The following is a 20,010-nucleotide window of genomic DNA, read 5'->3' as shown; positions in this document are numbered from 1 at the left end:
TCCCTGTTAGGAGGAAATATGAAAAAGGTTGTTATGTTGGTTATGCTTTTCCTATGTTTGACTATGGGAATGGCGTATGCAAATGGACAGGTTGAAAATGCTGCGACCACCGGTCCAATCGAAATCAAGCTGGCTCACGAGAATGCGGTTGACCAGCCGATCCATCGGTATTCCCAGTTGTTTGCCGACAAGGTGAACCAGTATACGGAAGGGAGGGTTCATATTACCGTTTATCCTGCGGGACAGCTGGGTAATATGACTGACCTGACTACCAATGTATCCCTGGGACTTATGGATATGTGCATAATTGATAATAGCAATCTTATCAATTATATCCCCGAGTACAGCATGCCCTCGCTTCCCATGATGATTACCAGTTGGGATCAAGCGGAAAAGGTCTTTGACAGTGACATGGTGGCGAAACTCAACGAACGGATGGCTTCTGAATATAATATCAGGATTCTTGATTGGTGGTGGAATGGTTTCCGTAATATGTGTTCCTCAAAGCCGATCTACAAGATTGCTGATTTCAAAGGGGTAAAGTTCAGATCCCCTGGTTTGGACAACTACCTGACGATGTTCAATCTCTTGGGTGCCAAACCGACAGTAATTCCTTGGGGAGAGACCTTCTCTGGTTTCCAGACTGGCATCGTCGATGGTATGGAAACTACGACAGAGGCTATTTATTCCCAATCTTTTTACACTCTCGGAAAGTATATCATCATGACAAGGCATCTTTTCTCATCAAATGCCCCTGTCATCAACGAGAAGTTATGGGAGAGCATTCCTGAACGGGACCGTGTCCTGATGCAAAAAGCAATGGATGAGGCTACCTCGGACCTTCGCAAGGAAGTCATATCTTCCGAGGCCGATTACATCAAGAAACTCAATAATTCAGGGAATGTTGTCATTGAACTGCAGGATAAGGATAAGCTTGTAAGTATCTTTACCCCGTATTGGAACGAGTTTGCAAAGAAAAACAATTGCGAGGACTTCTTGAAGTTCATTATTGAGTGCGGAAAATAAGTAGGATTTTATCGGGGAGCCGATTTTTCGGCTCCTTGAATCCTGTGGGAGGGACACATGAAAAAGTTGACGGCCAGGATTGGATTGCTTCCGATAGCGTGTTCACGCTTCAAGGGGATGGGAAAGGAAACTCCCTTGTTGTATGAAGAAAGAATCCAGGAAAGGCTTTCCGAGATTTCTGAAGGGATTTCCCAATTTGCCGAGGTTGTAAATCCCGGGCAAATCTATACCAGGAAGGATGTAAATCTAGCCATGGATAGTTTCTATTCCGGCAAGGTCGATTGTGTCTGTGCCTTTTTTCTCTCTTGGTCCGAGGATTTTGCCTGGATTCGATTCCTTCGGGACATGTATCCCCTGCCTCTCTTCTTTGCCCATATAATTCCCCCAGTTACATATAAGAATACTGAAGGGGAGGATGCTTTCATTGAGTATCTTTCCACCGGTGGCCTGGTAGGGGCTTTGGAGGGTTCCGGTTCCATAGCCAGGTTGAAGCGTCCCATGGTATATTCGACCTGCGGCAGACTTCCCGAAATTCTCAAGGAATTGGAACAGTTCTCTCTCTCTGCGGCACTGCGTTCACACTTGAGAAAGTGCACTTTTGGCCTGCTTGCCCAGTTCAATGAGGTGATGTGGTCTACGTATGTTGATCCTTTTTCCTTCTTCTCGAAGATTGGTCCTGAATTACGTTTTATATCCGTGGCAACCCTGGAGGATGCCGTCAATTTGGTAACTGAGGAGAGAGTGGAGCGAACCATCAAGACTCTTACCGAAAGATATTCGAGTAGATCAGATGTTGATATGCAACATTTCAAGGCTTCCGTGCAGGCTTCCCTTGCCTTGGAGGATGTTGCCCGGAGCAATGCGATTTCCATGATGGTACTCAACGATGTAGACAGTGTGCTGTATCAGAGAATCGGGCTGAGGCCAGGGTTCTGTCCCACTCCTGAAAATGACGGTTCCATTGCGGTGGTTCCCGAAGGTGATCTTGGGGTAGGCCTGGCAGTGTATGTCCTGAAATGCCTGAGCGGGGAACATGTAAATATCATTGAACCTGCATATATCGAGAATGATGGGACGCTCATGGTTGTGCATGCAGGACCCAATGACTATACCGATCCTAAGGGAAAGACCATCATTGCCCGGGATATTCGTTTTGCCAGATCCCAGTGGAAGCACGCCGGAGCTCCGTTTGCCTGGTATGTCATTCCTGCGGGAGAAAAGACCTTGGTCCATATTTCCCAGACTGGAGCAGGAACCTTCAAATTGGTTGCTTGCCTGGCCGAGGCACACTCGATGGAGCATCAACTGGCAAGTTATACCCATGGATGCCTGTCTTTTCCAGGAAAGCGTACGGAGGAGGTCTGCGCATCTTTGCTCAGAGTGGGGGTAACCCAACATTATGCGGTCGCTCCCGGAAATTATCTGAAAGAATTGAGACAATTTGCCATGATCATGGAGCTAGAGTACGTGGAGCTGTAATACTATAAGAAAATCGTATAGTACCCTTTGCCTGCCGATGGGAAAGATTTGATGCTATGCCAAGAATGTAAGGGATAATCGTACCAAAACACTGCATTTCATCCTTTTTTTATACTCTTTTCATTCCTTCTTCATGGCCTAGTGGTTAAATCAGGGTAACAAACCAAAGAGCGGAAGGAAGGCCTGCACTGAGAGGTTTCTTCCTTCCAGGGGTTTGTTTGGTAATGGTTCTGAAAGACAGGCCTCTTGTACCAAAGAGGGATACAGAAGCAGACGAAGTCGTTTCTCCCTTATTTAGGGGTACGGGGATTCCATCCAGGATACATGCCAGGGAATTGGAGGGACTTGCCCGTTTCCGTTCATATCCAACTTTTCCGAAAGTTTTATATATAGAGTGAAAAACCTTCTTCGGAAGGTTTTTTCTGTGTATGGAAAAAAGTCTTCACCAGTTTATCCGTATCAAAGAAATAGTCATTCCAAAGCCAGCAAGATTCTTGAGGAAAAATGGACAACGTATAGAGAAAGATTGATGGGAAAGAAAGTTTTCTGCCTTTTTTGTTTAAGCAGCGTAGATCCAACCAACACAGGAACCCTTATCTGGGAAATAAGTGATAAAACAATCCATTTCTTGCATATTACTATGCTATTTCCTTGTAATATCGGATTAATAGTATTAATTTGTAGTAAAGCTACAAAAATAGGGGTTATTTATGATTTTAGAGATGCGACTTTCAAATTTTTATTCCATCAAGGATGAGATATGCATTGATTTTCGTGCCGGGAAAATCAATACCGAATCATCACGGAGGCTCTCCTCCAATGTTTTCAAGTGGAAAGGTGAGGTAGTGTTGAAAAGCCTTGGACTGTTTGGAGCAAACGCATCGGGAAAATCGAATATCTTCAAGGCGATTTCCTTCTGTTCTGGGATAGTCCTTGAATCCCACATGTACAATGAGAATACTATGTTCAACTTTGAGCCTTTTAAATTTGATGGATCATCTACTGCCCCGAGTACATTTTTCATCGATTTTGTCTTTGAGGATATTGAATACGAGTATGCGTTTGCTTTAACCAAGGATGCAATCTTGAAAGAGAGTCTCCACTACTATCCAAAAGGCAAGAAAGCCAAAGTCTTTATACGAGATGAACAGGCCAAGGGTGATAAGGTCCAAAAATATAGCTTTTCTGAGGGTGTGATACCCAAACCTCTGGATGTAGCACAGAGTACCAGCGAAAAGACTCTCTATATCAGTAGGGGAAGTCAGATGGATCGTGGGATTTGCAAGACGGTATTTCGTTTTTTCATGAACCAGATGATTCTGGGGCTTGCTCCTGACAGTAGTGAGGCGTCACGTAACCTGTTTGAAAAGAATAGGGAACTTATCAAGTATGCCCTGAAAATCTGTGACAGTGATATCCTGGATATCAAGGTACTCAAGGAACAGGTTTTGGTCACTGGGCCTTCTCTGCCAAGGAGCCCTGGTCCTGGAGCGGTGGCAGCTGCCTCGATGGAAATAAGGAAAGAGGACCGAGTAAGGTTTGTCACCTATCATAACCATGCTCCTGCAATTCCCTTCGATTTGCAAACCGAGGAGTCTACTGGTACTTATAGGTTGTTTCACATCCTCCTATCGCTTATTGATGTAGTTCTCAATGGGAAAACTTTCCTGCTTGATGAGTTTGATGCAAGCTTGCACTCTATTATGGCAAGTTTTATCCTCGACTTGTTTCATGCCAGTACTTCTGCCCAGTTCCTCTTCGCAAGCCATGATACGAATCTCATTGATATGAATACATTGCGACGTGATCAAATTCTTTTTGTGCGGAAAAAGGAAGATGGTTCCACTGATGTATACTCATTATATGATTACAAGGATTTCCGGGAGAATATGGATGCCGAGAAGGGATACTTGCAAGGCCGTTTTGATGCAGTACCCATAATAGGTTCGTCTATGGAGACCTTGCAGAAATTACTTTCGATGGGCAAGGATGGCCAGCATGAGTAACACAAGGCATTCCAGTCCTGAAAGGCAAATGAAGCCGATGATTATGGTTTTCTGTGAAGGTGCTACTGAGGATGAATATATCAATTTACTTAGAACCCGATACCATGCACAAATAAAAATTGTTTCAAGGATAACAGGACAACAGCTGTCACCCAAAATGATTAGTCGGTATATCAAGGTCGAGAAGCTTAAAAAAAGGATACTATCAATACATTTCTGATGTACGACCTGGATAGTCCTGGCATTGCAGAGAAGGTAAAGGAATGTCATGGGGAAATGATTTGTTGTGATCCTTGCATTGAACTGTGGTTCTTCCTGCATTAGAAGGATCAATATGCATGTATTTCAACTATTTCTTGTCTTCAGGCACTCAAGCGATTATCCGGATGGGAGAATTATATAAAAGGTAGCTTGTCAGAGAGTCAAAAAAATTGGTTATGGAAAAATCGAAAGGAAGCGGTCATAAGGGGAAAAAGATTGTCAGATTATCAAAATCCTTCGGCCCCGATTTTCAGGTTCATCGAATTGCTTGAAAAAAAGTTGGGGATTTGAAAATTCCATTGTCTTTTTGGTCTTTATAGAGAGATTCTCAAAGGTATGACAAGATGTTTTTATGAAAGAGACTGTATCTAGAAAGCAGATTCTCTGAGTTTAGTACTGGTATAAATTACGGAGATTGCAACATCGATGTTGCAATCTCCGTAATAATAATGGTCTTTGATTTCTTATTATAACGATTTTGATCAAAAACCCAATATTTAGTGAAAACTCATTAGGCCAAGTGCTTTTACAAGACAAGTACAATGTCTTAATTTTACCATATTAACATTATTCATCGTAAAAAATGTAATATTAGTACATATATTCGTTGTAATAAATGTAATATGCATACATAATACCAATAGAGAGGAATCCCGTAGATGTATCGTACAGCAATGGAAGACTTGCAAGAATGGAAAAAAAGAAGTAACCGGAAGCCTCTTATCATCAGGGGTGCAAGGCAGGTCGGCAAGACTTGGCTCCTGAAGGAATTTGGAAGGATTGCCTTTAGGGAAACAGTCTATGTCAATTTTGATAATAATCCCCAGATGAAAGAATTATTTTCCGCCGATATGAGAATTGAGAGAATCATTACCGGCTTGGAGCTGTATTCTGGTCATAAGATTGAACCGGTGGATACCCTGCTTATCTTTGATGAGATACAGGAGGTTCCCCAGGCTTTGGCCTCCTTGAAATACTTTAGGGAGAATGCCCCACAGTATCAGATAGTATGTGCCGGTTCCCTTCTGGGAATAGCTCTGCATCAAGGAACTTCCTTTCCCGTGGGGAAGGTTGAATTTCTTGACCTTTATCCCTTTTCCTATCGAGAGTTTCTCATAGCTCTTGGAAAGGAAAGATTTGATAAACTCCTGGAGGATGGAGATTTCGAACTTGCAACCACCTTCAGAATGGAATATATGGATCTTCTTAAGCAGTATTATTACGTCGGGGGTATGCCGGAAGTCGTAATGAGCTTTGTCCAAAAGAAGGATTTCAACGAAGTCAGGAAGATACAATCGGACATCTTGGATTCCTATGTGCAAGACTTCTCCAAGCATGCTCCCAATGAATTGGTTCCTCGCATTCGAATGCTATGGAACAGCATTCCTTCCCAGTTATCCAAAGAGAATAAAAAATTTCTATATGGACTGGTTAAAGAAGGATCAAGAGCCAAGGAATATGAAACGGCTCTGCTTTGGCTCACGGATTGTGGATTGGTCCATGAGGTTCGTCGTGTAAAGGTCCCGAGCCTGCCCCTGAAAGCCCATGAGGATCTCAAGGCTTTCAAATTATACATCCTGGATGTTGGACTCCTTTCGTGTATGGTAAGGCTGGATCAGCGTGTATTGTTGGAAGGAAATGTTTTATTCAAGGAATTCAAGGGTGCCTTGACCGAGCAATATGTTCTTGAACAACTGAAGACCCTAAAGGGCATCGAGACATATTACTGGACCAATGACCGGGGGAGTGCCGAAGTTGATTTTATAATTGATTCCGGTTCTCAAATCATTCCCCTTGAGGTCAAGGCCGAGACAAATCTCAAGGCAAAGAGTCTGAAGGTCTATGCAGAGAAGTATAAGCCTTCAATATCTGTCAGGACGTCCCTTGCCGATTATAAAAAAGAGGATTGGTTGCTGAATCTTCCGTTGTGGGCGATCGGGGTGATTGACAAGGCCTTCTCTTGAAAAGAAGACGGTGAGAAATTAGGTTTTTGGGGCATCACTCAATCGGTTCAGGCAATCAGCACAACCTTTTTAAAGGGTAATGCTGATGTAAGAGTTATTTATTTGCAGTAACAGACAAATCCTGCAGGCTTCCATCAGTCATGTATTAATAGAGGGCAGCCTGGTCGTGGAAGAGTCAATAATGTATGTCGCCGGAAGACCTACAATTTCATTGGTTCAGTTTGCCAAGTACCACCGTTTCTTTTATATGTTGAAATACAACGCATTCTGCGAGCGTATCAGGTTGCTGTTCTCAGCCAGTACCAGGGTATGGACTATCTCGATATCGGGGATTTTCTCTGGGTTTTTTTCTTCAAGAATTTGTTCCAGTGCCTTGACCGTGTAATACCCCTGGAGCACGGGACTCTGGTAGACAACAGCCGAAAGCATCCGTGTTTCCAGATCCAGGACCGCCGAGCTATCCAAGTCATGCAAGATCGTGATTGCATTCTGGGGGGGGAGGGACTTCAAGGCTGAGAGAAAATCAGTATTGAAGGCAGGAATCAGGTAAATAGCCTGGACTTTGTCCTGGTATTTTTTCAGTACATCAAGTATTTGGTCATCTTTATAGCCTGGTTGCAGTTTCGTGCTGATATATTCGACCTTGCAGGTAATCTGCGGGTATTGGGTTTCCATTACAGAGGCAAAGCCTTCCAGACGCATATTGTTGATATCAGGAGAGTCCGTGACCTTTACATCCTCTTCATTGCATTGAATCACCAATACCTTCCGTTTCTCTGACAACTGCAAGGCCCTTCCGATGAAGTCGGCGGCAAGACGACCGCCTGCTGAGTAATCAGTTCCGATATAACAGAGTCTCTCACTTTGGGGTGCATCGGTATTGAATGTGACAAACGGAATGTTTGCTTTCTGTATCAACTCGAATATTGCGGGCATATCGTACTTACGCTGGTTTACCAAGGCAATGGCATCAGTCCCTTTTTCAATATCCTCTGTCAAAAGCCTGAGGTACGTTTCTGAGTCATGTTCCGGGATTCGGTGATACGTAACTTCATAATTGAAGGGACGGATCTGTTGGGCGGCGATCTCCACGCCTTGGCCGATATCGTTCCAGAAATACTCGGGAAGGGAAGAGGAGAAAAGGGAAATATGTTTGGAAGTGTTACGTACCAATACCTGGGATGCCTTGTGCGGCACATAGTTATGCTCCTGGGCATAATCGAAAATCCTTTGTTTCAGTTCTTCCGATACATAGCCAGTTCCGTTCAATGCCCTGTTGACGGTAATAAACGATATTCCTAAATTTCTTGCCATATCTTTCTGTGTAATTCCCATCTCATCCCTTCTGGGTGTCAATAGTACAATATTTTTCCCTGATACGTCAGTAAATTTTGTATCACACATACTATATACTCTTTTATTTGACAACTGGTTATTCGTATGTTATACGTATAACATAACTGGTTATTCTGCGCAAGGGAAAACGAAAAAGGAGATTTTCATGAAAAAGACATTAAGTGTATTAATGCTTCTGCTCTTGCTTGTCAGCCCTGTTTTTGCTACAGGGCAAAATGAACAGGCCAAGGGTCCTGCAACCCTCAGTGTATTGTTCTATAGCCCTGAGCTAGCGGATCAATACAACGACATGATCGCCGCCTATAAAGCGGAAACCGGAGTTACCCTGGATATCACGGTATTGCAGACTGACTACCGATCCGTGCTTACCAGCAGATTGAACTCAGGTGATGTCCCTGATATCTTCATGAGCAGTGCCTATGCGGACAACTCAACCTACAAGGATTATGTGTACGACCTCACCGACGAGGATTTTATCAAGCAACTCCAACCCTCTGCCCTCCAAGGCGTAACAGTAAACGGTAGGGTGATAGGCTATCCATTCTTGGTCCAGTCCCATTCGTTCATCTATAACAAGAAGGTATTCAAGGACAACGGGATTACCACACTTCCTCGAACGCTCAGTGAATACGAGGCCGTGGCAAAGAAATTGCAGGCAAATGGAGTGCAGCCGTTTGCAACCGGTTTCAAGGAATATTGGGTACTTCCACAGACAGCCTGGCAGGCCCTGGCTGCAATCCCGGCCAAGAATTATGGCGGGTATGAAAACTTTGTATCCATGCTCAATACTGGGAAATTGAAATTCAAGGATATTCCCGAGATGAATCAGGTCTTTGATCTTTTGGACCTGATCGGAAAATATGGTGGGCCGAAACCGAACGAATCGGATTTCAGTGACCAGACTTCTTCGATCGCTACCGGGAAAGTAGCCATGATTCATCAAGGCAACTGGGCTGAGGATTCTATCCGCAAGACCAATCCTGAAGTGGAACTGGGTTTTCTGGTCGGACCGACCGGAAACGATGCCTCAACGGCCGGAATCATGTTTGATTCCAACCAGACCATACGCATTGCCAAGGACAGCAAGAATCTGCAGGCGGCCCTGGACTGGCTCAGATGGCTTACTACCTCCGACTACGGAAAGAATTGGATTCCTGGTAAGGTAAAGCAACTTTCCCCGATTATCGGAGCTCCGGCTCCTGATTCCCAGATAGCCAAGGCAACCTCGGATTTGTTGGCTTCTGGGGTATCTGGTTATCCTTGGTTCTACCAGATGTTCCCTACCGGAACCGAGCAGCAGCTGGGTTCCATCCTTCAGGGTTATTGCGCGGGACAAACCACGCGAGATCAAACCCTGGATGCCCTTGATTCTACGTATGCAAAGATTGCAAAGGCAGCTTTGTAGTTCGTTTGTCATCCTTTGATCAGGGCCGGAGAGCTTCAGCCTTCCGGCCCCCTGGATATACAAAATGACCCAATTGAAAAAAAAACAACTCAACCGAGCCCTGCTGTTTGGAGGGTTTACCCTTCCTGCACTCCTTGCCATTCTCCTTTCCGTTGAAATTCCGTTTCTGATGAGTGTCCTTTCTTCCTTTACCAAATGGAATGGATTGGATAGGGTCCAGACATTCATTGGCCTTGAGAATTACAAGGAGCTGTTTCTTGACGATCCTGATATGTGGAAAGCCATGTGGTTCACCCTCAGGTTGACCTTTTGTTCAGTTTTGATGATCAACGTCCTGGCCTTGTTTCTTGCCGTTCTCCTGGATAGTGACATAAAGGGCAAGAATACTTTGAGGGCTGCCTTTTATGTTCCCAATATTATCAGCCTGATTATCATTGGTTATATCTGGAGGTTTATATTTTCCGCTGGTTTTGAATCCTTTTATCAGAAAACAGGCTGGGGATTCTTTATGTACAGTTGGCTTGGCGATACCCATCTAGTATTTTTCAGTGTCTTGCTCGTCTCGGTATGGAATGCCCTCGGCTTTTATCTGGTAGTCTATATTGCGGGGTTGCAGACAGTTCCCCGGGATTTGATCGAAGCCTCGATGATCGACGGGGCCTCAAGGCCTCTCCGCTTTTTCCGTATCACCTTGCCTATGATAATGCCCTCGATTACGGTATGTGTGTTTTATTCCCTTTCCAATGGGTTGAAGGCTTTTGATGTTATCTTGAGTCTCACCAATGGAGGTCCTGGCAATGTAACAACCACCGTTGCCCTGGATATTTACCGCACGGCTTTTGTCATAAACCGCTTTGGGTATGGAACTGCCAAATCGGTCATTTTGTTCCTCATGATCCTGTTGATTTCCATTTTCCAGGTACGGGCATTCAAGCAAAAGGAGGTGGAAGTATGAAACGACGTACTTTTTCCTCTTCCTTGATAACGGTACTTCTTACCTTGGTTGCAGTAGTCTATCTCTATCCACTGTTTCTGGTGGTGATCAACTCCTTCAAGTCTTTTTCGGAGATTACCTCGAACGTATTGGCGCTTCCCACCTCTTTTTCTTTTGACAACTTCCTCAAGGCGTTCAGCATCATGCAGTACCCCAGATATTTTCTCAATACCTTGATTGCCACATCTATCGGGGTATGCGGGGTCGTTGTTGTCAGTTCCCTTGCGGGGTTCAAGCTTTCCCGGACCAAGACCCGGTATAGTTGGATTATGTTCCTGGTCTTGATAGCTCCGATGATGATTCCTTTCCATTCATTCATGATTGCCTTGGTGAAGGTTGCCAAGGAATTACATCTTATCGGTTCCCCTTTGGGTCTTGGTGTACTGTATTGGGGACTGGGCTCTTCGCTTGCCTTGTTCATGTACCATGGAGCGGTCAAGGGCATACCCCATGAACTGGACGATTGTGCCGAGATAGACGGAGCCTCGCCACTTCGTTCTTTTTTCCAGATAATTTTCCCGTTGCTGCAACCGGTTACCGTTTCGGTAATCGTAATCAATACCATGTGGATGTGGAATGATTTTCTTCTTCCCTTGCTGGTACTCAGTGGCTCGAAGAAATCGCTTACGTTGCAATTGGCGGCCTACAATTTCTTCGGACTCTATAAAGTGGAATGGAACTATGCGATGGCGGGAGTGTTGCTGACGATCCTTCCTGCCGTCATTTTCTATCTTTGTCTGCAACAGTACATCATAAAAGGTATGGTTGCAGGTTCGGTAAAGACCTGATCGTTGGAAATAGAGGGAGAAACACTATGAAATTCAGAGATGGGTATTGGGGAATACAAAAAAACGTCAAGATGATCAACAAGGTGGAATTGCAGGATAGCAAGGCCCAGGACGGTTGTCTTACATCTTTTGTTTCAGGGAAGCGTATCGTCAACCGTGGCGATACCTTGAATGCTCCCTTGAATACCTTGGAGCTTACTTCTCCTCTTGAGAACGTGATACATGTACGTTCCTATCATTTTAAGGGAACGCTGGACAAGGGCCCTCATTTCGATCTTGTTGCTGACAAACCCGACCTGTTGAAGATTTCACAATCTGAAGAAGGCTGGGAGGCAACCAGTGGAAAATTGTGTGTTGGAGTTGGGAAAAAAGGACCTTGTACGATTTCTTTTTCCTATGCTGGGCGAGAACTCACTACCAGTATCGGCTCCCTTGGTGGACACGCCACGGTCGATGGAAACCAAGCTTACCAATGCGAATATCTCTCGCTTTCCGTTGGAGAGACAATCTATGGTTTAGGTGAACGATTTACTCCTTTAGTCAAGAATGGCCAGGTCGTGGACATTTGGAATGAGGATGGGGGGACCAGCAGTGAACAAGCCTACAAGAACATTCCTTTTTATCTGTCCTCCAAGGGATACGGGGTATTGGTATCCGACCCCGGAAAGGTTTCCTTTGAAGTAGCCTCGGAAGTAGTGACTGCCGTGCAGTTCTCTGTTAGTGGAGAATGCCTGGATTACTACATCATAGGAGGGGAGACCCTTAAGCACGTGCTTATTTCCTACTCCCTGCTTTCCGGAAAACCGGCTCTTCCTCCTCCCTGGTCGTTTGGGCTGTGGTTGTCTACTTCCTTTACGACGGATTATGACGAAACGACGGTCAATGGATTCCTTGACGGTATGGCAGAGAGGAATATTCCACTCCAAGTCTTTCATTTTGACTGCTTTTGGATGAAGGAATTCCAATGGGTTGACTTTACCTGGGATGAACGGCAATTCCCGGATCCTGTTGCGATGATACAGAGAATGCATGAAAAAGGACTCCACGTCTGCGTGTGGATAAATCCCTATATTTCCCAGAAATCATTTTTATTTGATGAAGGGATGGCTAGCGGCTATCTGGTCAAGAAACAGGATGGCAGTGTCTGGCAATGGGATCGTTGGCAGGCAGGGATGGGCTTGGTGGATTTTACCAATCAGAAAGCAGTGGCCTGGTTCCAATCCAAGTTGCAAAAACTCCTGGATATGGGCGTGGATACATTCAAGACAGACTTTGGCGAACGCATTCCCACTGATGTCATGTACCATGACCAGAGCGACCCTGTTAAAATGCATAATTTCTATACCTACCTGTACAACAAGGCTGTCTTTGAACTGGTGGAAAAGAACAGGGGAGTCCATGAGGCCTTGGTATTTGCCCGCAGTGCAACGGTAGGGGGGCAAAAGTTCCCGGTGCACTGGGGTGGTGATTGTTCGGCGACCTATGAATCAATGGCAGAGAGCCTGCGCGGCGGTCTTTCCCTTTCCCTTTCAGGATTTGGATTCTGGAGTCATGATATAGGAGGCTTCGAAAAGACAGCTATGCCAGATTTATTCAAACGATGGGTTGCTTTTGGTCTCTTGTCTTCCCATAGCCGGTTGCATGGCAGTGAGTCATATCGGGTCCCCTGGAATTATGATGATCAGGCAAGCGAAGTCCTGCGTTATTTCGTGGAATTGAAATGCTCCTTGATGCCCTATCTGTTTGGACAGGCTTGCAAGACGCATTCGACAGGTATTCCCATGATGCGCGCAATGGTTCTGGAATATCCTGAGGATCCTTGCTGTACGTATCTTGACCGACAGTATTTCTTGGGTGATTCCCTTATGGTTGCCCCTGTCTTCAAATCAGATGGTGTTGTTTCCTATTATCTTCCCCAGGGTCTCTGGACAAATTTTCTCAATGGAAAACAGATGGAGGGAGGTCGATGGTATGACGAATGCCACGATTATTTCAGCTTGCCCTTGATGGTTCGTCCCAATAGCTTGATTCCTGTAGGGAGAGAGAAGGGAAGAACCGACTATGATTTTGCCGATGGTGTATGTTTTCATCTCTTTGAACTGGAAGATGGCCACAACGTTTCTGTTACCGTTCCTGACCACGATGGAAATGACAGGGTAGCTTGTACGGTCTCAAGAAGTGGATCTGCCTATGAGGTGAAGAGGACAGGGGAGAACATTCCCTGGAGTTTCTGTCTACGAGGAACTGTGAAAATAGTGTCAAATAGTGCAGGAATGGTCTCTGAAAGTGACTTGGGTTGTACCGTGACGCTGGATTCCGGCATAGAAGAGGTACTGGTGAGGATTTGATACTTTACTGCTTGTTTCTGGTGAACTGATAAGACTATATGAAGGAAAACCAAGGAAATATTGATTGCTCCATTGGCAAAAAGTCTCAAACACGTATTGATGGTCAGCCCCATACCGAAGGAGTATCATCGAATATACGAGGATCTGCGCCACCTGTCGGAGGGGGCTCGTTGCCGTCAGGTCCGCGAATATCCCTCCTGTAAGTGACGAAAGAAGCGCATACTGCCCATATTCGAGGTTGGTCAGCTTGCCCTATCGTTGCAGGCCTCATGATTACAAAAAAGGTAGATTATCGAAATCCCCCGATCCCGATTTCCAGGTTCATCGAATTGCTTGAAGAAGAATCGGGGAGTTGAAAATTCCATAGTCGTATGGTCTTTACAGAGAGGTCCAAGGGTATGGCAAGATGGTTTTATGAGAGAGATTCCATCAAGAGGGCAGGCTAGCACTAGTATAAAGGGCAAAAGGATATGATTTTCATGCATCTGAATTAGAAGTGTCATCTAACTTTCCTGTCTCAGCCGAAACAGCATCTTCCAATTTGTGGCGTGCAAACACCAAGTGCCCTACCATGTCATCCCGGGCTCCGTTACTATCCTTCGAAAGGATTTTATTGAAAATTGCTTCATGGGCCAGCAATGAGTCATAGGAATCAAATTCTCTTCGTATGGTGTATTGCTTGGACAGTTCCAAAAGACTGAACAGGGAACAATAGATGCCCGTCAGTATGTCATTATGTGCCGAGCGTACCAAAAGTGCATGAAATTCATGGGAATATAAACGAAGCATTTCATAATCAGAATCCTTGATCTTGGCCTTTTTCAAAAGGGCACGCATCTTATCCAGGACCAAGCGGATTTGCACGATGTCTTCATCCGTTCGTCGTATTGCCGCATAATAACAGGCTGTTGCCTCCAGGGAAATACGTACCTCAAAAAGTGATAGCACGCTTTGTGAATTTATAGATAAGCCGAAATTGAATTTTTCTATGATATTGGATATATCGAGACTGCTTACGTACAGTCCATCGTTGGGAACGTTTTTCAAGATACCGATATATTCCAGAACCTTCAAAGCCTCTCGGACCGGTACTCTGCTGACGTTGAATTTTTCTGCCAGACTCCGTTCGGAAGGGAATTTATCGCCTGTCGAAAAAACTCCGGTTGCAATCAAATCCTTAATTTGCTCGATAATGTCTTTGTAATGATTGCTACTTTTTTCGGATTGCATTCTTACATCTCCAAATTGTTAACATTATGGTTGGTGTTTGCTATTGTGGTATACCAAACTCGAATAAACCTGCTATGAGTATACCATAGATACTGAAAAACTGAAACAATAAAACAGGCTTGAATTCCCTATTTTGCCATGAAATGCATAAATATTAAAAAAAATATTGACAATATTAAAAAACATAGGATAATTTCCAATGAAATGTTTGATTAAATTGGTATACCGGTTGTGTTATGGTATACCAGTTAGAGTCACATTGCTATTTCTATTAAGGGAGAGAAAGAAGTTGAAAGCACTCAAGCCTAAGTTTCCCTTTTCAATCATTCACGAGGGAATCGGCTGAGAAAATAAAAAGATTTTCGTGTATTTATCGTGGCTGTAGTTTCAAGGGGGATAGTCAATTAAAAAATCATGCCCTGCATTGTAGGGCACGTAATATCATTAGGAGGAAAACATGAAAAAATGTTTAGTGATGTTTCTGTGTGTTTTAGTTTCATTGGGAATGCTCTTTGCAAATGGAACCCAAGAATCGGAAACCCAGAAAAAAACAAAAATCAGATTTGCTGTCAAATCTGTAGGCAAAGATTACGAATTGATGAAAGAGGCAAGTGAAACGTATGAGTCGCTGCATCCTGATATCGATATCGAACTCGTTGAAACGCCTGAATCCTCTACGGATAGATTAGGCTTATATCTACAGTATTTTGAAGCAAAGTCCAGCGAATTGGATGCTGTTTTGATTGATGTTGTCTGGCCGGGAGAATTAAGTGAGCATCTTATAGATCTCAATGAATATGGTGCTGCTTCCTATACGAGCCAACATTTTCCTACCATGGTGCAAAACAACATCGTACATGGAAAATTGGTAGCCATGCCTCTTTATACGGATGCCGGGGTCTTGTATTATCGTACCGATTTACTCAAGAAATATGGTTTTTCGGAACCACCCAAAACATGGAGTGAATTGGAACATATCTCACAGGTTGTCCAGGCAGGGGAAAGAGCTGCAGGGAATGAAGATTTCTGGGGTTATGTTTGGCAGGGTAATGCCTATGAAGGTCTCTCTTGTAACGCTCTGGAATGGGTATATTCCAATGGTGGGGGAACCATAATGGATAAGGATGGCACGGTAACAATAAACAATCCAAAGGCAGCCGCAGGATTGGATATGGCTGCCAATTGGGTTGGAACCATTTCTCCTTCAGGCGTTACTGGTTTTGTAGAGGAAGATGCTCGTTCTGCCTTCCAGGCTGGTAATGCCATGTTTATGAGAAACTGGCCGTATTGTTATTCTTTGGGACAGTCTGACAGTAGTGCTATCAAGGGTAAATTTGACTTGACCTTACTTCCCACGAATGTTGAAGGTAAAAATGCCTGTACTCTTGGAGGATGGCAATTGGCCGTAAGCAAATACTCAAAACACCCCCAAGAAGCAGTCGATTTCATATTTTACCTTTCAGGGAAAGAAGAGCAAAAACGTAGGGCAATCAAAGGATCCTATGAACCTACCATACAATCATTGTATTCTGATGCGGATATTATAAATGCAAATCCTTTCTTTACAAAATTGTACGATGTGTTCTTGAATGCTGTCCCCCGTCCTTCGACAGCCTCTGCCCCTAATTATGCACAAGTCTCCAAGATTTTTTATTCCTATACGCATAATGTCTTGGAAAAACAGATGAGTGGAGCTGATGCTGTTACGGCAATGTCCATGGATATGGCCGAATACAGTAATAAGTAACTAAAAATCAGCCGTCCAGAGGTTCAATCCTTCTGGACGGTCATTATAGGGAGTCGCTGATGAATGCCCTCAAAAAAAATGAATCCCATTTGGCTCTTGCCTTGCTTGCTCCAACCCTGGTTGTGATATGCGTCATTGCTTTATATCCTTTAGGCTCTGTATTGATAGCAAGTTTTACCAATAGGACTTTTGCTTCATCAAAAATAACGGAATATGTTGGATTGGATAATTACTCGAAGCTTTTGCATATGAAGATTCTTTCGATTCCAGAAACTATTGATTCTAATGATACTGTTGCTCTTCTGCAGTCCATGCCATCAGAACCCTATCGTTTTAAGCCAATGAGTACCTTTTCATTCATGGGTAGGTCCTATGTTTTTGCAGCCACGGATCCAGAGTTTCTTCGCGCGTTGAAAGATACGCTTTCTTTTACCCTAATAACAGTATTTTTTGAAACAATACTGGGAATGGCTTGTGCTTTGATCTTTTCGCATGCCTTTAGGGGAGTAGGGATTCTCAGAATGATTATGTTGATTCCCTGGGCTATTCCTACAGCTGTTTCCTCAAAGATGTGGGCCTGGATGTTTGGGTCTACCCGAACAGGAATTATCAATGTCATCGCACAACGATTAGGTCTTACTGATGGCCAGTTTCCCTTTTTGCTAGAAAAATCGACCCAATTATGGAGTATCATTTGCATAGATGTCTGGAAAACCACTCCATTTATGACACTGCTTCTTATTGCCGGACTGCAAGCGATTCCTAGGGAATTGTATGAAGCAGCAAGAGTGGATGGGGCAGGAGCTGTTCGTACCTTTTTTTGCGTGACGCTTCCTCTGGTACTCAATGCCCTGATGGTAGCCATGATTTTCCGTACGCTTGATGCTTTGCGCGTTTTTGATCTTTTCCAAATAATCTTTGCCCAAAAACGTTTTTCACTGGCTTCCTATACCTATTATCAGCTAATTGATGGCAAGGCTATGGGATATTCATCAGCTTCCAGTATTCTTATATTCCTTCTGGTTTTTTTGGTTTCACTTATTTATGTCAAGTTAGCAGGAGGAATAAGTAAAAATGATTAAGAAGAAGCAGATGGCTCAAGATGCGTTTTTTTGTATTTTCCTTTTTTGTTTTATTTTACTTGTACTTTTTCCGTTCTACTGGATGGTAAATACATCAATGAAAACAGAGAATCAATTGATGATGACTCCTGCTACCCTGGTTCCTTTGGATCATGTTTCAATGAAGTTCTTGCCTTCTTCAATCAATTACCAGGCAGTATTTCAAAATGGTCTTTTCCTGCATAGCATTGTGAATTCAATTATTGTTGCTGGAGTAGTGACGCTAATTTCCTTGGTTCTAGGTTCTTTTGCAGCCTATGCTCTTGCAAAACTGTATTTTCGAGGGAAGAATTTCATTCTATATCTCATTCTTACCATGACGATGTTTCCCCGTGTATCGGTTCTCAGTGGATTATATTCAGTAATGCGATTTCTGCATATATCAGCAATACAAAGCATGATTTTATCATATTTCCTTTTTACACTACCTTTTACTGTTTGGGTTATGACATCTTATTACCGGCAACTTCCCTCATCGCTCATTGAGGCTGCCTATGTTGATGGAGCTACGCCATTCCAAAGTTTTCGTGATATTTTACTTCCTCTTACGATACCTGCTGCTGTTACTACAGGATTGCTTGCCTTCATTTCGGCTTGGAATGAATATCTATTCGCACTGACTTTTTCGTCGGTTTCCCCGAGATCGAGAACTATTCCTGTGGCCATTGCCATGTTCAGCGGAACTGTTTCCCGGCAATATCCTTTTGGAGAAATCATGGCTGCTTCTGTTGTCATTACGCTACCTTTGTTAATCCTTGTGATTGTTTTTCAGAAAAAACTTGTTGAGGGATTAACTTCTGGTGCTGTTAAACAATAGATTATTTTGAATTAGCAAGGAGTTTCATAATGAAAATTGTATTGATTGGAGCGGGAAGTGCCCAATTTGGATTGGGCACCTTGGGTGATTTGTTCCAGAGCAGGGTACTGGAAGGAAGCGAGATTGACATCGTCGATATCGACGAGAATGCGCTGGATCATGTACAAAAGATTGCAACCTCTTTCCTGGAGGAAAGTGGCAAACCTTTTTCGGTACAGGCCTATACTGACAGGAAAAAGGCCCTGCAAGGTGCCGATGTCGTGGTCATTTCCATTGAGGTCGGCAAACGATTTCCTCTTTGGAACCAAGATTGGACCATTCCCCAGCAATATGGAATCCATCAGGTCTATGGGGAGAACGGTGGAGCTGGGGGAGTATTTCATTCTCTTCGCATCACTCCGGCGATTGTCGAAATTTGTGATGATGTGATGCAATTTTGTCCTGATGCCTATGTATTCAACTATTCCAATCCTATGACAGCAATAACGACGACGGTGTTGCGAAAGTATCCAAAAATGAAATTCATTGGTATGTGCCACGAGATTGCTTCGTTGAAACGTTATTTACCGACCATTTTGGATACTCCCTATGAAGATCTTACGCTCCGAGCTGCTGGCTTGAACCATTTCAGTGTTCTGCTTGAAGCTTCCTATCGGTCGACTGGAAAAGACGCCTATCCTGATATTCTTGAGAGAGCCCCTGCTTTTTTTGAAAGAGAACCTGGGTATTCCGACCTGCTTTCCTATGTACGAAAGGGTGGAAGTGTCGAGCAGACTGAGGGTAGTGACAGACGCTCATTGCTTGCCGGTACTCGCAGTGCAAAATCTTGGGCTGATCGTACGCTTTTTAAGACTATTCTGGAACGATATCGTTTATTACCGATTACTGGTGACAGCCATATCGGGGAATATCTTTCTTGGGCATGGGAGGTCGCCGACCACAAAGGTATCAAGGATTTCTATGAGTTCTACCAAATGACGCTTTCACAAAAAGAACCGAAAATAGGTAGGGTAGCGCATGAACGATTGGTCTATATTCTTGAAGCGCTTGCAGGAGGTACCGCTTCTTATGAAGAACCGGCTGTCAATATTCTCAATGGGAATTTGATACCTGAGCTTCCTTCCTGGATAGCTGTTGAAGTACCTGGTATCGTGTCGGCATCGGGAATAAAAGGGGTAGAATTTTCTACCTATCCAAAAGGCTTTGCGGCACTGCTTCGTAATTACTGTGGTGTATATGATTTGACTGCCGAAGCTGTGTTGACTGGTCAAAAAGAGTATGTCATTCAAGCCCTGATGGCCAATCCGGTCATTGATCGATGCCAGATTCTTCCTGAATTGGTCGATATCATGATAGATCGACAACGGCCGTGGTTGGACTATCTGGGATAAGGTTGACTCTTGTTCATGCAATTTTGTTTTATTGAAAAATAGGCTGTAATTCTTTCGTTACGTACGTGAAGTCGATA

The 20,010-nt window shown here is 43.9% G+C and carries 14 protein-coding genes; 12 read left to right on the top strand and 2 right to left on the bottom strand.

The genetic code is table 11. From position 1 onward, the window contains the following. The first annotated feature begins 18 nt into the window (after positions 1-18). From ACHZBG_RS06135 to ACHZBG_RS06120, 4 genes are all read left to right on the top strand, one after another. Positions 19-1,026: a TRAP transporter substrate-binding protein gene (locus tag ACHZBG_RS06135; protein ID WP_320128569.1), complete on the top strand. Its 1,008-nt coding sequence runs from the start codon at positions 19-21 to the stop codon at positions 1,024-1,026. 57 nt (positions 1,027-1,083) lie between these two features. After that, a complete protein-coding gene (locus ACHZBG_RS06130) occupies positions 1,084-2,505 on the top strand; it encodes a hypothetical protein (protein WP_320128568.1) in 1,422 nt (473 codons plus the stop codon). A gap of 710 nt (positions 2,506-3,215) precedes the next feature. Next, positions 3,216-4,511, top strand: a complete 1,296-nt coding sequence (locus ACHZBG_RS06125) for an AAA family ATPase (protein WP_320128567.1) — start codon at positions 3,216-3,218, stop codon at positions 4,509-4,511. A gap of 920 nt (positions 4,512-5,431) precedes the next feature. Further along, the gene (locus ACHZBG_RS06120) at positions 5,432-6,736 is read left to right on the top strand and encodes an ATP-binding protein (RefSeq protein ID WP_320128566.1); all 1,305 of its coding nucleotides are present in this window, start codon (positions 5,432-5,434) and stop codon (positions 6,734-6,736) included. A 243-nt stretch (positions 6,737-6,979) separates the two neighbouring features. Here the strand turns inward: ACHZBG_RS06120 and ACHZBG_RS06115 are convergent, their stop codons facing one another. Next, positions 6,980-8,140 carry a LacI family DNA-binding transcriptional regulator gene (locus ACHZBG_RS06115; protein ID WP_320128565.1) on the bottom strand — a complete coding sequence of 387 codons (1,161 nt, stop codon included), beginning with the start codon at positions 8,138-8,140 and terminating at the stop codon, positions 6,980-6,982. Positions 8,141-8,237: 97 nt separating this feature from the next. Between ACHZBG_RS06115 and ACHZBG_RS06110 the strand changes: the two genes are divergently transcribed. From ACHZBG_RS06110 to yicI, 4 genes are all read left to right on the top strand, one after another. After that, entirely contained in the window at positions 8,238-9,497 is a 1,260-nt protein-coding gene (locus ACHZBG_RS06110; RefSeq protein WP_320128564.1) for an extracellular solute-binding protein, read from the top strand. 64 nt (positions 9,498-9,561) lie between these two features. Then, positions 9,562-10,452 (top strand): sugar ABC transporter permease, encoded by an 891-nt coding sequence (locus ACHZBG_RS06105; protein ID WP_320128563.1) that lies wholly within the window; start codon positions 9,562-9,564, stop codon positions 10,450-10,452. Next, positions 10,449-11,279, top strand: coding sequence for a carbohydrate ABC transporter permease (locus tag ACHZBG_RS06100; protein WP_320128562.1), 831 nt, complete (start codon positions 10,449-10,451; stop codon positions 11,277-11,279). The genes ACHZBG_RS06105 and ACHZBG_RS06100 overlap by 4 nt, the downstream gene beginning before the upstream one ends. Positions 11,280-11,305: 26 nt before the next feature. Continuing rightward, positions 11,306-13,627 carry an alpha-xylosidase gene (gene yicI, locus ACHZBG_RS06095; protein WP_320128561.1) on the top strand — a complete coding sequence of 774 codons (2,322 nt, stop codon included), beginning with the start codon at positions 11,306-11,308 and terminating at the stop codon, positions 13,625-13,627. Positions 13,628-14,104: 477 nt separating this feature from the next. Here the strand turns inward: yicI and ACHZBG_RS06090 are convergent, their stop codons facing one another. After that, positions 14,105-14,857, bottom strand: a complete 753-nt coding sequence (locus ACHZBG_RS06090) for a FadR/GntR family transcriptional regulator (RefSeq protein ID WP_320128560.1) — start codon at positions 14,855-14,857, stop codon at positions 14,105-14,107. A gap of 457 nt (positions 14,858-15,314) precedes the next feature. Between ACHZBG_RS06090 and ACHZBG_RS06085 the strand changes: the two genes are divergently transcribed. The 4 genes from ACHZBG_RS06085 to ACHZBG_RS06070 are packed head-to-tail and all read left to right on the top strand — an operon-like array spanning position 15,315 to position 19,933. Beyond that, positions 15,315-16,604 (top strand): ABC transporter substrate-binding protein, encoded by a 1,290-nt coding sequence (locus ACHZBG_RS06085; protein ID WP_320128559.1) that lies wholly within the window; start codon positions 15,315-15,317, stop codon positions 16,602-16,604. 59 nt (positions 16,605-16,663) lie between these two features. Next, positions 16,664-17,686: a sugar ABC transporter permease gene (locus tag ACHZBG_RS06080; protein WP_320128558.1), complete on the top strand. Its 1,023-nt coding sequence runs from the start codon at positions 16,664-16,666 to the stop codon at positions 17,684-17,686. Then, positions 17,679-18,542, top strand: a complete 864-nt coding sequence (locus ACHZBG_RS06075; RefSeq protein ID WP_320128557.1) for a carbohydrate ABC transporter permease — start codon at positions 17,679-17,681, stop codon at positions 18,540-18,542. Before ACHZBG_RS06080 ends, ACHZBG_RS06075 begins: the two co-directional genes overlap by 8 nt. A gap of 29 nt (positions 18,543-18,571) precedes the next feature. Next, positions 18,572-19,933: an alpha-glucosidase gene (locus ACHZBG_RS06070; protein WP_320128556.1), complete on the top strand. Its 1,362-nt coding sequence runs from the start codon at positions 18,572-18,574 to the stop codon at positions 19,931-19,933. Positions 19,934-20,010 lie beyond the last annotated feature (77 nt).

The sequence above is a fragment of the uncultured Sphaerochaeta sp. genome (assembly GCF_963676625.2).
Classification (GTDB): domain Bacteria; phylum Spirochaetota; class Spirochaetia; order Sphaerochaetales; family Sphaerochaetaceae; genus Sphaerochaeta.
The sequence above is the reverse complement of the archived record's forward strand: the minus strand, read 5'-3'. Positions and strand labels throughout refer to the sequence as shown.

Bases quoted from the DNA above. Each gene is read 5' to 3' on its own strand.
- ACHZBG_RS06075 (WP_320128557.1), top strand. From the start codon at position 17,679: ATGATTAAGAAGAAGCAGATGGCTCAAGATGCGTTTTTTTGTATTTTC.
- ACHZBG_RS06105 (WP_320128563.1), top strand. From the start codon at position 9,562: ATGACCCAATTGAAAAAAAAACAACTCAACCGAGCCCTGCTGTTTGGA.
- yicI (WP_320128561.1), top strand. From the start codon at position 11,306: ATGAAATTCAGAGATGGGTATTGGGGAATACAAAAAAACGTCAAGATG.
- ACHZBG_RS06080 (WP_320128558.1), top strand. From the start codon at position 16,664: ATGAATGCCCTCAAAAAAAATGAATCCCATTTGGCTCTTGCCTTGCTT.
- ACHZBG_RS06070 (WP_320128556.1), top strand. From the start codon at position 18,572: ATGAAAATTGTATTGATTGGAGCGGGAAGTGCCCAATTTGGATTGGGC.
- ACHZBG_RS06135 (WP_320128569.1), top strand. From the start codon at position 19: ATGAAAAAGGTTGTTATGTTGGTTATGCTTTTCCTATGTTTGACTATG.
- ACHZBG_RS06125 (WP_320128567.1), top strand. From the start codon at position 3,216: ATGATTTTAGAGATGCGACTTTCAAATTTTTATTCCATCAAGGATGAG.
- ACHZBG_RS06100 (WP_320128562.1), top strand. From the start codon at position 10,449: ATGAAACGACGTACTTTTTCCTCTTCCTTGATAACGGTACTTCTTACC.
- ACHZBG_RS06120 (WP_320128566.1), top strand. From the start codon at position 5,432: ATGTATCGTACAGCAATGGAAGACTTGCAAGAATGGAAAAAAAGAAGT.
- ACHZBG_RS06115 (WP_320128565.1), bottom strand. From the start codon at position 8,140: ATGTGTGATACAAAATTTACTGACGTATCAGGGAAAAATATTGTACTA.
- ACHZBG_RS06130 (WP_320128568.1), top strand. From the start codon at position 1,084: ATGAAAAAGTTGACGGCCAGGATTGGATTGCTTCCGATAGCGTGTTCA.
- ACHZBG_RS06085 (WP_320128559.1), top strand. From the start codon at position 15,315: ATGAAAAAATGTTTAGTGATGTTTCTGTGTGTTTTAGTTTCATTGGGA.
- ACHZBG_RS06090 (WP_320128560.1), bottom strand. From the start codon at position 14,857: ATGCAATCCGAAAAAAGTAGCAATCATTACAAAGACATTATCGAGCAA.
- ACHZBG_RS06110 (WP_320128564.1), top strand. From the start codon at position 8,238: ATGAAAAAGACATTAAGTGTATTAATGCTTCTGCTCTTGCTTGTCAGC.